Below are 12,720 nucleotides of genomic sequence, written 5' to 3'. Positions count from 1 at the left end.
AGTAGGTAATCATTATCGAAGTTCAAACGTTTCTCAGCAAACAAGGAGGCTTGGATATCTATAGCTCTTTTACCATTACCTTCTCACCATTAAAGTCGAGTTCACCATTAAATCGAAAACCAAACCTTTGATAAAGGCGTATAGCATGAATATTATTTTCAAATATACTTAAATAAATTCTCTTGCATTTATATAGCTCAGCAAGGTGCTGAATGAGGGCTTTAAGCATTTTCTTCCCTAATCCTTTTCCCTGATAGCGTTCGTCAATAAAAAATCGGTCAAGCCAGACTCGTCCGTTTTTATTATCTTCATCATACTCGGGAAACAATCCATACATTGCAAAACCGACTAGATCTCCATCATAGTAAAGCCCGACAGGTTTATAATAGTGACATTCTTTTGCATCCTCTAAACATACTTTTGTAGATTCAATATATGATAATTGATTCTGGCTGACATGCAGATCAAGAATTGCAGCACGATTATCATCAGTTACTGCTTTTATGTTTATACTCATACTACATTCTCCTTTTTTCTTATCCCGGTTAGGCTGCGGCTTAAGGTGATGGCAGATGAAATCCTGATATTGCTAAAACTCAGCATAAACTATTTTCACATCAAGCAACATGTAGCCTATCAAATTAAGTACCTTTTCTTATTGTGCCTAACCAGGGGCATTCCCTGCATCCAAATGACTTGACTTTATAGAAAATGAATTAATTCAAAACTGCAGCATCATTCTTTTTTTCTTTCCAAACCATTGTAAGACCAAGGCCGACAATCATAACGAAACCTGCAAAAAGGAAAGGATAATGAATGTTAAGATCAAATAGTATACCGCCTAAAGCAGGTCCAAATATATTTCCCAGGCTGGTGTATGTGGAGTTCATGCCTGCTACGAAACCCTGCTGGTTACCGGCCATATTGGATAAATGAGCGGTTAAGGCGGGACGTAGCAAATCGAACGCTAGAAAAATAAAACAAGTTACAAGCAAAACAGTTAAAAATCCTGACATAACAGTAGACACGAAAGCCAAGATCGCACCGGTTATTAAGCACAGCTGAATCATTCTTTTCTCTCCAAGTTTGTTGACCAATTTCCCGAATAGTAAAACTTGAATAACTACCGCAACAATGGAACTAATCGTAATAATGGCTGCAATATCTTTTGGTGTGAAGCCAAATTTATGATCAGAAAACAAGCTGAATACAGTTTCATAAGCTGATAAACCAAAAGCCATTACAAAGACGATAATAAATGCAATGAAATAGACAGGATGAATGGATCTCTTCAAGTCTTTAATAAAATTTGATTTCTTTGTATGAGATGAGAGTTGATGGCGTTCTTCTGTCGACAATGACTCTTTTAGTATAAAAACGGAAGTGACAGCTGCTATTAACGCGATGGCGGAGGCGAAGAAAAACGGCATGCGGATGCCAAAGCCGGCAATAAATCCTCCCGCACCAGGCCCAATAATAAAGCCGGTGCTAATTGCAGCAGAAACATACCCCATAGCCTTTGACCTTTCCTTTAGGGTTGTAATATCAGCTACATATGCTGTTACCGCGGGCATGATAAAAGCCGCACTTACACCACCCAATATCCTCGAGAAATAAAATATTGAAACATGGGTCCCTAATCCGAAAATCAACTCAGATAAACTGAATATAAGCAACCCGAGAATAATCATTTTTTTTCTCCCGAAACGGTCAACCCACCTACCTGCAAAAGGTGAAGTAATTAACTGAGAAATGGCAAAAGCCGCAACAAGATAACCCATTGTGCTGCCGGATAAATGCATGATTTTCATAAAAGAAGGCATAACTGGAATGATTAAACCGATACCAAGAAATGCTACGAAGATGTTGCTTAATAGTATAATGAATATCGTTTTTTGCTCATTTATTGATTTTTTCATCTGAATTCCCCTTTTACTCAATTGAACCCTTTTTACCTATCCTTTTCGCTTGAAGCTTTTTTCAAGTACAATCAAATCATAAGGTATATGGTTACCGTATAGTCAAGGAGGTTTTTATGAGCGAAGATGTTAAGAAGTATTTCACAACAGGGGAGTTTTCGAAGCTCTGCCGTGTAAAAAAACAAACCTTATTTCATTATGATGAGATTGGTCTTTTCTCGCCGGAAATAAAAAAAGAAAATGGGTATAGATATTATTCCTATCATCAATTTGAGATTTTTCAAGTCATCACTCTATTTAAAGAGCTTGGGGTTCCATTAAAAGAAATAAAATGTCTAATAAAAGGAAAAACACCAGACAAGATCCTGCATGTTCTAAAAGAAAAGTCTATTGAGATTGATAAAAAAATAAATGAGCTTAAGCAGTTGCAAACGATCTTACAAACAAAAGTGACGCTTACAGAACAAGCACTTGAGACTGATTTTTCCTCAATTTCTTTTGAATATTTAAATGAAGAAACATTCATGTTAAGCCGAAAAACATTAAACTTACCGGAACGAAAATATGTGGCAGCCATTTCAGAACTCATTCATGAAGTTCAGCAATATGAATTAGATGAAGGATATCCGATAGGCGGAATCTTTGCACGGGAACAAATCTTAGAAAAAGACTTCTACAATTACAGTTACTTTTATATAAAAGTAAAAGATGGGGCAGAGAACATAAATTATCATGTACGGCCAAAAGGCCTGTATGCAGTTGGATATGAAATAGGCGGAAATACTGAAGAGGCGTACCGGAGAATCATTGAGTTCATTGAAAGAAATGGAATGCAAATAGGGGAAAATGCATATGAGGAATATATGCTGGATGAGATGGTAGTTGACGGGTATGAAAATACATATGCCAAAATCCTCCTTCAAGTTAAGGAGGTGTAAGATTACGAGATTTTCATATGGAAAAATTGTTACTATTGTGTGCCCAAGAAGAATATAAACTGGTTTACTAAAAACGAGCCCACAACCGAACTTAAAAAGCTGACCATTGAGTAAAAAGCAATGTCAACCTGTAATTATTTGTAAAACATTAAAAAGTCTAGTGAAAGGGGCAAGGAGAATAAAATAAACTTCAAAGGGGTTTAATCATGAAAATGAATGAAAAGATGAAAGAGGTTCAAAGAAAATATAGAGAAGAGCTTAAGAAACAAGAATTTGAAGATGATAAAAATTATATTAAAGAAACAATTATTGTCGTAACGATAATTGTATTGTTTATTTTCTTCACTTACACCTTGCAAGGTTTTTAACAAAAAGATCCCTTTTTCCCCATTTCGATTCTTACCGGTTTTCCACACAATAAACTCGCTTTTTTATGAAGTACGTTCAGATGATGGGGTGTATCTAAAATGAAATTGATTGTTAAACGGAGTTTTCTTGTTAGAGGGGTTTAATATCAATCAATTGAAAGTTGCTTACGCAGAGGTATATAAAAAATTTTAGTTTATGTCGAGAACGATGTTCACCTTTTCTGCTTCAATTAGAGGAAGTGATTCTTCCTTATGGGAGATCATTTTTTCTTATTCGACTAGGCAGCAGTTTAGCGGAAGAAGGAGAAAAATCAGTTGACTTACTTGAATACTAAGTAGGTGTAAAAAGTGGTTATTAATACGAAGGATTGAAAAAGAAGAACACGCAGCAGATTCACTTGCTCTTGTTGGGGGGCAAGTGTTGACAACCCTATTACTGTTTAATTAAAGAAGGAGTATAAAACCTGTATCAATGATGTTACTAGATATCTACGACACAGGTTTTATATGTAGGTAACTAATATTCTTATATATTTAACATTGCATTTTTTATTATGCAATAGTTCACTCTATTTCTGCTTTCAATTTTTCGAACCACTCTAAATTAACCAAGTGATGTGAACGGGAATTTTCGTTCATACGGCGAAAGTAATCGATTGTGCCGGGAATTTCTTGAGTGATGGACAGGTATTCATCAAGGAGCTCGATTCGAGTTTTAGTCTGATCGATTTGTGATTGGATCAGATCCAGTAATTTATTTTTGTCGAATTCATCGGCAAATAGTAACGCCCCATAAAATTGCAGGTTTACATATTCCGATTTGGTGCCGTATTTGATCATTAATTTTTCGAATTCTGCCCTTCCCGATTCTGTGACTTTAAAGTTCCGGATTTCACGCCCGCTGGTTGAGGGTTTCTGCTGAATCTGTTCAATAAAACACTTTTCTTCAAGCTGCTGCAGATTGTAATAAAATGAACCTTTCGTGAAGTTAACAATGTATTTGTAATGACGCTTTTCCATTAAGGCCAGAAGTTCATAGCCGTGAGCTCCGGGGTTTTGGATTAGCAAGCCAAGGATAAGTAAGGGAATCATGGTTTCATCACCTTCGTCATCCGCTCCTCAAATTCCGCATACGTGATTTTACCCGAAGCCAAATCCATACTATGAAGGTAAATCTGTTCTGTTTTAGAATAGTCACCATTCACTTTCAGCGATTGCTCCTCTCCCGAAATGGGTTTCAGGATATGGTGCTTTTTCGAAAAAGCCTCGAAATAGCGGTAACCGAATTTGCGTTGTGAAGCTGAGTCTAAATGAATGCCATCAGGATTTGCAGTCAAACCTGCTGCAGTAACAAAATAACAATTCTGTTGTTCATTAGCAAAACGCAGCAATTGTTCATTAACCTGTCGAAATTCAGTCGCGTGCTGTCCAAAACCGGTCTTCCCAAGAAAGTCACCAAGCCCTCCAATAATCAACGGTACCTCATCAAGTTCCAACTCGTTTCTTAGCGTCTCGATGATAAGAGTTAATTTCTCGTAATAAGTTTCATGTAGCGAACGATAACTGTCACTCTCACCTTGGTGCCAAAGGATTCCACAAATTTGACTGGATCGGAGGGCGAAGCGGGCTTCGGACAAAGCATGCTGAAAAAGGATGCCTTCCGGATGCCAGTCATTCAATGAACTGCCACCTTCGGCACAAGGGATCAAGCCAATTTCTTCATCAGGATGAGCTTTCGACCAAGCATCTGCAAAAGATGCCGCCAGGCCAACGCCGGAAACCGGACGGTCGTAATTAATCGGCTCTGTCATCATCTGCCACTGTCCATTGCGCAACATTTTTATTTTTTCATTATAGATCGGGTCTACTTCATTCAAAAATCCACGGCCCGCCATATTCGACTGCCCTAACATCAAAAAAGACTTTATCATCTAATTTTTCACTTCTTTACATCAATATTTTGGTCTAATTAGACTATAGTCGATTCAGCTTGTCTTGTAAAGTTTTAATAAGGTTTTACTTTGTATGAAAAACAAACTAACATTGAACATTAGATGGATGTATTTGAGAAATAGCAAGTTTTTTTGCTTTTTCTTATCCCACTATCGGAGGCTTTAGTTCAATAACGATCTTCCACAATCGGGCGCGATTATTGAACAAAACTAAAGGAGTGATATCTATTAGTCATGTATAATATGTATCACTCCTTATTTTTTATGGATTTTTTTGATTTAGGTCTTGATAAACAATGAAAATACAGCAAAAATCCTGTCATGCCTATGAGGTTCACGTTCAATGATGAGGGTGTATCTCAACTGAAATGGATTGTTAAAAAGGGAGAGCTATGTTGAAGGGGTTAAATATCAATAAAAAATTATTAAAAAGGTTAACGATTGTACCAATTCTATTCATTTGTTATGTTTTATTTTTAAATCCTGAAGTGATACTTGAAGAACAATGTCCTAATAAGCCTTATAGTTTAACAATCATAAAGCATGGGACAGGTATATTTGATAAGAAAATTTTTCTAATATATTACAAGATCAACGGAAAAACAGTAGCTGTTGGAAATTTGGTGTTTTTTGAGAATTTGGGCAGAGATATAGATGTTACTTGGGATACGAATACTGATGATGGAACTTGGTGGATAGATAAAAACGTACATTTAACCATGAGCTATGCTAAAAATGTTAAGGGGGACTTAGACAAGAAAGACATTGATTTTGATTATGGTACTGTCCAATAATAATGAAGTAAAATAGGAATATACACTAAAAGAACCGCCAGTCGCGGTTCTTTTGTGTTATACTCTGCTCTAAATTGTTTTCGTCAGTAGAAAAAGGCAATAGGGCACCGCATTTTAAATTTTCGGTGAGACTGCAATAACTTTTTGGTTTCTTATAAAAAAATGTGATCATATGCCAAGCAGCTGAGACGGCTTATCAAAGAAAACACCAGACTACGAAGAATCAAAAGGTAAAGAAACTAAGTTAGAGGAGTAAACACATGGTTTACTCCTTTTTTTCTGTATAAAAGGATTGCTGTGATGTGGGCGTCAAGTCGCAAAAGATTTGCTTGACCGCAAAAAAACCGCAAGGGAGTAGATATAATGTACCTTTTTGCAATTAAACTTTGTAATAAGAAGGCGGTTCAATACAATTAGCGTAAAATCTATCTCTATTTTAAGTAGAGATGGAGGATACTAACCAGTTTTCTTGACTAAATGAAAATTTTTTTATGATCGTGTTGAATATAATAATGTTATAATTGCTTTGAAAAAAGTTTGAAAGTATATAAAGAAGGACACCAAACAAACAGCTTTGGTGCCATAAGTTCAGTGTCCGTAGACTTCCATCTTTCACTTTTTGTTTTTTATAAGAAGTTCATCTATTTCTTTCTCTAAAGCCTCAAGGCCTTCTTATTTTCATTATATGGATTAACCTCTTCCGGCTTGAAAAGAAGGATATTTCGTCATCCCACCATCTGCAAAGAGTGTAATGCCCGTTACATAACTCGCTTCAGAAGATGCTAAGAATGCTGCTACAGACGCTACTTCTTCTGGTTTACCTATGTATCCCATTGGAATCATACTTTCAACATCTGCACGTTGTACTGGATCTGCAAATTTTTCAGCATTGATTGGTGTGTTCATCGCTCCAGGTCCAATATTGTTCACGCGTATTCCTTTTGGTGCATATTCAAGTGCTAGTGTTTCTGTCATAAGCTTCATACCACCTTTACTAGCTGCATAATGAACAAATAGTGGCCAAGGAATCATTTCATGTACACTAGACATGTTTATAACATTCCCTTTAATATCATTTTCTACAAAGTATTTAATCGCTTCACGACTACCAAGGAAGGCACCTGTTAAGTTTGTGTCTATTACATTGTTCCAATTGTCTAAAGTAAGCTCATGCGACGGTACAGGGTTTTCAACACCTGCATTGTTAATCATCACATCTAATGTACCAAATTCTTTTACAGCTGTTTGTACAAGGTTAATGACATCTCCTTCTACTGTTACATCACCACGTACAATAATAGCCTGTCCGCCTGCTTCTTCAACCTCTTTTTTAACTTCTAATGCTTCATTTTCGTTATCACGATAATTAATCACCACTTTTGATTGTTCTTGTCCAAAGCGAACAGCCATTGCACGTCCTAGTCCTGTAGATCCGCCTGTAATCACGACTACTTTATCTTTTAAATCATCATACATTATAAGTTCCTCCTAGTTCTAATTTGTTATTTTTTAATAGATATTCTGTTAGTTTTTTAACTTTTTGCTATTCCTAGCAGCACTCCACCCAAAATAATGAGCACAATGCCTATTGCAATCGAAATAAGTTGACGCTTTGTTTTCTTTTCCCCTAGTAAGAAGATGCCTCCAAGCGTTGAAATGACGATTCCCATTTGTGATAGTGAAAAACTTGTCGCTACCCCTACCTTAGGTTGGGAAATAAATAAGAACATATTACCCGAAGCCCATATAAGACCAGGGATAATGTTACGAATTGTGTATTTATTAAAAGGTTTATGTTTATAAGTGAGGATGAGTCCACCAATAAACATACCAATAGCTTGGGGAAATAAAGCCACCCAACCATCGACGTTAAATAAGCGTGCAACGACAACATATATTAAATATCCAATCGTAGAAATAACGAGTGTGACAATTCCCTTCTTAAATTGCCCAACTTGTTCTTCACTTTTTTCGCTTTCAAGAGAGGTTAACACAATCCCAATCACGATAAAAATGAGGGCTAGTATTCCCAATATAACTGTAGTGGCTGTTGACCACTCATGGAAAACAATCACCCCAAACAAAGCTGTTGATACGAGTTGCATACCTGTTGATATAGGCATCGTTTTAGAAACACCAATATATTCAATGGTTTTTAACTGATTACTTTGCCCAACAGCCCAAAACAAACCAGAAACGACTCCTACAATAATAATAAAAGGCGTCAATACAGGATGAATAACAAGATAGATAACAGCTGAAAAAATCAGTGCTCCAAGCGTTGTTCCTAGTGTTTGACTATAAGGTCCTCCACCTAACTTTACATTGAAGAGGACGATACTTCCCCAAAATATTGCAGGAAGAATGGCTAAGAAAATATCCATTTGATCCAAACCTCCTTTCTTTAACCCCTTGATTTATTTACAAAGTGAATAGTTCGATTTCCTCACTTTGTATTACTAATAGTAACTAAGGTAACTAAAGTAGTCAATAAATTTATTCTCATTTCTTTTATTTTGATTAGTTCTTCGAATAGTTCGTTCTATATCATATTAAGGTAAGTTCTTATAAAACAAGGGTATTGGCTCTGGGTTTCAAGAAATCTTATTTCAAAAGAAAAAGTAGTTACAATGGAAAATGTTGAATGATTTGGTTACTAAGTTACTATTGGTAACATAGTTGGTTTATCGCACACCCCATGTGTTGTTTGATCAACACCTATAAAAAAAGAAAGGTGAGAATCAAAATGGCAGAAGTATTGTATATTACAGCACATCCTTTACGATCATACAAAGTCATTTAGTATGGCTGCTGGGAAAGCGTTTATTGAACCATATAAAGAAGTAAATTCTAAGGATGAGGTTATTCATATTAATTTATATAAAGAATACATCCCTCATCACGTTACGATTCATACAGGGAATTGCCGCACCTGCTGGAATAGTAATTTCTCTTGCGTTTGTTCGATATATATATAGCGGGATTGAATTAACAAAATTTCTTTCACTCCTTACGTTAATTAGAAACCTCGCTCCATTACTTGATCCAATTTTTAGGGAGTACTGTAATTTCTTTCACCTCATGGGAGGGGGTGTTTATCCTTTTAGGAATTTGGGGGGTATTTTTAACGATCATCACAAAATGGGGGGAAGGAAATTTTGCCCGTAAAGCAACGTGTACCTAGTAACTTTATTGAGTTATCTATAAACTTTAAAACCTTGCTGCAAAAATCGTTTTTTATTGGCTGTGCTCTTCTACAAGGAATTATGACAGCTGGCATATTTGCTTATATTTCTGGAACTCCATTTATATATCAAAAGATTTACGATGTGTCACATCAAGTGTTTGCATTGAATGGAATTAGCCTAATCCTTGGAACACAGTTGGTGAGACGACTAGCAGGGGGGGATGACAGGGCAGTGCATTCTTCTGGTTGGGATATTTCTAGCTTGTTTCGCCAGCGTCGCTGTTCTAATTGTAGTTATTTCTCGGGGATCATTATTTGCGTTAGTCATTCCTCTTCTTTTTTATTGCATCGGCTGGAGTTATTGGACCTTCTTCCATTACATTAGCCTTGGAGTCACAAGGACACATTGCAGGAAGTGCTTCTGCGTTGCTAGGGGTCATTCCGTTAATTACTTCGCCACTAGTAGGAATCGCGGGTGAATATTCTGCATTACCACTAGGACTTATTATATTTGTAACCAGCATGTTGTCCGTTATCATCTATTTATTTTTAGTTAAAACAAATAAGACGGTGACAACTTCTCAACGTCATAAATCTGAATAATCAGAATCAATACTATCGGTAAAGAGCTAAGTCCATAATAACTAGGTTGTTCTACATAGGACATACAAACACTTACTATGCGTTCAACAACTGATCATAAAGGGTATTGATCGTATAAATCAAATTCTAAAACATGTTCCTCATGTTCTCTGCTTCCCGGCATGTATGGGAAGACATAAAAAGAAATAATCAGGAAAATCTCTTGTTTTGTTCTAGGGAAAATGGAATGTGAGCTAATAAGTTCTCCTCACAGCTGCAAAAATAACATGAAGAAGATTAGCCAAGCCAGGAAAGAGGATATAGGAGCTAGATGAATTAGTATATGAAGATGTATAAAACGAAAAAGCTTGAAGAAACTTAAAGGCCTTGATAAGGTTCAAGGCCTTACTATGTTTTGGATCAAAATTGTTTGGTCATCTCTTTGGCTTGCTGAATTGCTTTATCTTTAATTTGAGTAGCTTGTTCTGGAAATTTCATTTGCCCTTCAATAATAATACTTTCAAAAGCTTCAATACCAGAAAAATCCATCACGACTTCTAAGTTACGGTGTCACATCTCTCTTTCCATTTCAGGACCGTGTGAGTAGATGTCTCCTCGAGCTTGTATATGGAGAGCTTTTTTTTAGTAACTCTTTTGAACCTTCTATTGTATACTTGAAGGTTTTACCTGACACCGTGATTGCATCAATATAGGTTTTCACGGAAAAATTCCACATAGGTGTGACAAAAATGTATTTATCAGCTAACTAAAACTGTCCACCTAATTCAGTTAAACGGCCGACTTTTAACCGTTCATCCGTTGATAAATCTTGAAGTGAAGATTGAGAGCGAAGTTTTTTCCAAGCATTAAATATATCTACGTCTAGATAAGGAATATCAGCTTTATATAATCTAAATGGACTACTTCATCTTCAGGGTGTGTTTGTTTGTTTGTAATTTTCAATGAATTCTTTTCCTACGGGTCATGCTAATTGATTCATCTTCAGATAGAGGGTGTGCTGTAATATAGAGAACATTAGACATGGAGCTCTTCTTTTCATATTTGTATAATTTAAAATATTGTTGTGTTTATTTGCATAAATACTAATAGAACTGTCAAACCTTGACCCAGCTTTCTGCCCATTGACTAATAGGTCCTAATATTTTTCCTAATTCTGTTCCTTTTTGAGTTAAAGAATACTCAGAACGTATGGGACGATCGGGGATTACATTTCGTACAACAATTCCCTGTTCTTCTAATTCTTTAATACGTTCAGTTAGAATCCTTCTACTTAAGGAAGGCATACTCTCACTTAACTCACTAAAGCGCTTAGGACCACTCATTAGGACATAAATAATTAATCCTGTCCATTTTTTTCCTAGGATCTCGAAACTTTTTTCTACTTTAAGTTGTAAATCTTTCGATTCGCCCATATTATATGTCCTCCTTCAATCAATATGGATGAAAAATAACTTATGCATTTATCGTAACAAAAATAATTAAAAAGTATTAGGGAACTTTGAATTAAAAAGGTTGATATTGCTTTGCTGATCTTTGTCCAAGCATATGAATGTGTCAGTTACTTTTTGTTTCTATAGTTCCTTTTAGTATCAAGTGGATTAAATTGCTTTTAAAATATTGTAATTATATAAAAAGTAAGATTAGAAAATGAAATATATTTTTTTGTAAGGAAAGGGAAGGATTATAACAAACTGTGATTATTTAAGGGAAAATAATTCAATAGCTTAAGTATAGAAGAACAATGTGATTATTTGCAACTGATAAATAATTAAATAAGTGAACATAAAAGTGAAATAAAATGTACATTTTAAAATCTACTCAATCTTACAGCAATGGAGGGGGAATTTTTTCTTTACAAATGAAAAGACCAGGAATGATTTATCAAGATTTTACTAGAGATGATTTTGCTTTTGATCCCTTAAGTCGAATTGATCATGCTAAGTTAGAACAAGGCGCCTTCATCCCTAAGCATGAACATATAAATGATGAGATATTAAGCTATATGTGGAAAGGAAAATTGCTTCACAAAGACTCTAGTGGAGAAAAAGTGATGATTTCACCTAATATACATATGCTAATGGTGGTGGTGAAATATCCCATTAAGAATCTACATCTGAAGGCCCTGTAGGCTTCAGATTTTTATTCGTCCTGAAAAAGCTGATTTAGAACCTAGAGTTTAGTTTTCACATGACGAAGGGAAAGCTGGAGAGTGGAATCTAATCGCTGGGCCATCAATTTCAAATGCTTCCTTAGAAGTAAGACAGCAAATTTTTATTTATGATTACCTTGGATATGCCGGAGATTCCATTAACTTACCAAAACTAAAGAAGATGACACCATGGCTGTATATCATGAATGGAGCAGCAATAGTTGATAAACATAGGTTAGATAAAGGAGACGCAATCACTGGAGGAGAAGATGAAATTACTAATGTTATTTTAGAAAAAGATTCTACTTTAGTTTTGTTCCTTGTTGACCTAAATGCAGAAATGAGTTTCACTGGAAATTTTAGTGGTATTAAAAGATAAAATTGCACAATGGCTAGTCCGTTAACTGTAAACCCATCTAACTTGATTGTTTGATAAAGGAACTGTGGATTCCCCCCAGCAAAACAACAATCGTACGCAATAACATGTTTACTGTACCTGTGACAGGTCGTTATTATCTCTCATATCAAATTAATACCACTCTTTCGTTGCTTGCTGGTTCTAGGTTAATGCGTAATGGCGATCCTATAGCAGGTTCAATCATTTATCCAGCTATTTATTCGTTTAAATTAATGTTATGAAAAGGAATTCAACTGAGTTTCTTTTTTATCTGTCCTTAGGGAGCAAGTTCCTAACTTCATATTTATATGAAGTTGATTACATACTGATTATGTGTAGCTAAGCTCGACATGTTAGTTATGTCCTTGTTATTCAGTTTATTTATGTTTTTAATTGATAGAGTCCTTTCAAAA

13 protein-coding genes and 3 pseudogenes are annotated in these 12,720 nt (G+C 35.6%); 8 read left to right on the top strand and 8 right to left on the bottom strand.

Going from position 1 to position 12,720, the window contains the following annotated elements; all coding sequences use genetic code 11:
* Positions 1-58 precede the first annotated feature (58 nt).
* Together bltD and blt are read right to left on the bottom strand one after the other, a co-directional pair.
* Positions 59-517 carry a spermine/spermidine acetyltransferase gene (bltD, locus tag NYE56_RS13140; protein WP_041850101.1) on the bottom strand — a complete coding sequence of 153 codons (459 nt, stop codon included), beginning with the start codon at positions 515-517 and terminating at the stop codon, positions 59-61.
* A 199-nt stretch (positions 518-716) separates the two neighbouring features.
* Positions 717-1,919: a multidrug efflux MFS transporter Blt gene (gene blt, locus NYE56_RS13135; protein WP_341283965.1), complete on the bottom strand. Its 1,203-nt coding sequence runs from the start codon at positions 1,917-1,919 to the stop codon at positions 717-719.
* Positions 1,920-2,035: 116 nt separating this feature from the next.
* Between blt and bltR the strand changes: the two genes are divergently transcribed.
* Positions 2,036-2,857: a multidrug efflux transcriptional regulator BltR gene (gene bltR, locus NYE56_RS13130; protein ID WP_041850099.1), complete on the top strand. Its 822-nt coding sequence runs from the start codon at positions 2,036-2,038 to the stop codon at positions 2,855-2,857.
* Positions 2,858-3,063: 206 nt separating this feature from the next.
* Complete coding sequence (locus NYE56_RS13125) at positions 3,064-3,225, top strand: hypothetical protein (RefSeq protein WP_100506537.1); 162 nt, start codon at positions 3,064-3,066, stop codon at positions 3,223-3,225.
* Between the two features lie 564 nt (positions 3,226-3,789).
* Here the strand turns inward: NYE56_RS13125 and NYE56_RS13120 are convergent.
* On the bottom strand, positions 3,790-4,317 hold the full coding sequence (locus NYE56_RS13120; protein ID WP_335450918.1) for a PadR family transcriptional regulator: 528 nt from the start codon (positions 4,315-4,317) through the stop codon (positions 3,790-3,792).
* Positions 4,314-5,156, bottom strand: a complete 843-nt coding sequence (locus NYE56_RS13115; protein ID WP_014477429.1) for a sialate O-acetylesterase — start codon at positions 5,154-5,156, stop codon at positions 4,314-4,316. Before NYE56_RS13115 ends, NYE56_RS13120 begins: the two co-directional genes overlap by 4 nt.
* Positions 5,157-5,572: 416 nt before the next feature.
* On the opposite strand from NYE56_RS13115, the gene NYE56_RS13110 reads away from it, so the two are divergent.
* Entirely contained in the window at positions 5,573-5,971 is a 399-nt protein-coding gene (locus tag NYE56_RS13110; RefSeq protein ID WP_341283964.1) for a hypothetical protein, read from the top strand.
* A 690-nt stretch (positions 5,972-6,661) separates the two neighbouring features.
* Here NYE56_RS13110 and gdh read toward each other — a convergent pair.
* Together gdh and NYE56_RS13100 are read right to left on the bottom strand one after the other, a co-directional pair.
* Entirely contained in the window at positions 6,662-7,447 is a 786-nt protein-coding gene (gdh, locus tag NYE56_RS13105) for a glucose 1-dehydrogenase (protein WP_268555574.1), read from the bottom strand.
* A 56-nt stretch (positions 7,448-7,503) separates the two neighbouring features.
* Positions 7,504-8,355, bottom strand: a complete 852-nt coding sequence (locus tag NYE56_RS13100) for a RhaT/GlcU family sugar-proton symporter (protein WP_268555573.1) — start codon at positions 8,353-8,355, stop codon at positions 7,504-7,506.
* Positions 8,356-8,717: 362 nt separating this feature from the next.
* On the opposite strand from NYE56_RS13100, the pseudogene NYE56_RS13095 reads away from it, so the two are divergent.
* Together NYE56_RS13095 and NYE56_RS13090 are read left to right on the top strand one after the other, a co-directional pair.
* Positions 8,718-8,871 (top strand): annotated as a pseudogene (locus tag NYE56_RS13095) (NAD(P)H-dependent oxidoreductase); the annotation flags it as partial.
* A gap of 258 nt (positions 8,872-9,129) precedes the next feature.
* A complete protein-coding gene (locus NYE56_RS13090) occupies positions 9,130-9,543 on the top strand; it encodes a hypothetical protein (protein ID WP_268555572.1) in 414 nt (137 codons plus the stop codon).
* A 617-nt stretch (positions 9,544-10,160) separates the two neighbouring features.
* Here NYE56_RS13090 and NYE56_RS13085 read toward each other — a convergent pair.
* Together NYE56_RS13085 and NYE56_RS13080 are read right to left on the bottom strand one after the other, a co-directional pair.
* Positions 10,161-10,783: pseudogene (locus NYE56_RS13085) on the bottom strand (NAD(P)H-dependent oxidoreductase).
* Between the two features lie 72 nt (positions 10,784-10,855).
* Positions 10,856-11,173 (bottom strand): winged helix-turn-helix transcriptional regulator, encoded by a 318-nt coding sequence (locus NYE56_RS13080; protein ID WP_268555571.1) that lies wholly within the window; start codon positions 11,171-11,173, stop codon positions 10,856-10,858.
* 386 nt (positions 11,174-11,559) lie between these two features.
* Between NYE56_RS13080 and NYE56_RS13075 the strand changes: the two genes are divergently transcribed.
* The 3 genes and pseudogenes from NYE56_RS13075 to NYE56_RS13065 form a co-directional block, all read left to right on the top strand.
* The gene (locus tag NYE56_RS13075; protein ID WP_268555570.1) at positions 11,560-11,889 is read left to right on the top strand and encodes a pirin family protein; all 330 of its coding nucleotides are present in this window, start codon (positions 11,560-11,562) and stop codon (positions 11,887-11,889) included.
* Positions 11,890-11,980: 91 nt separating this feature from the next.
* The gene (locus NYE56_RS13070; RefSeq protein ID WP_326980839.1) at positions 11,981-12,289 is read left to right on the top strand and encodes a pirin family protein; all 309 of its coding nucleotides are present in this window, start codon (positions 11,981-11,983) and stop codon (positions 12,287-12,289) included.
* Between the two features lie 98 nt (positions 12,290-12,387).
* Positions 12,388-12,525, top strand: a pseudogene (locus NYE56_RS13065) (BclA C-terminal domain-containing protein); the annotation flags it as partial.
* Positions 12,526-12,720: the final 195 nt, after the last annotated feature.

This window comes from Bacillus sp. FSL R5-0603, from assembly GCF_038050295.1.
Classification (GTDB): domain Bacteria; phylum Bacillota; class Bacilli; order Bacillales; family Bacillaceae; genus Bacillus; species Bacillus subtilis.
Note: the sequence above shows the minus strand (reverse complement) of the source record. Positions and strands in the feature narration are given on the sequence as shown.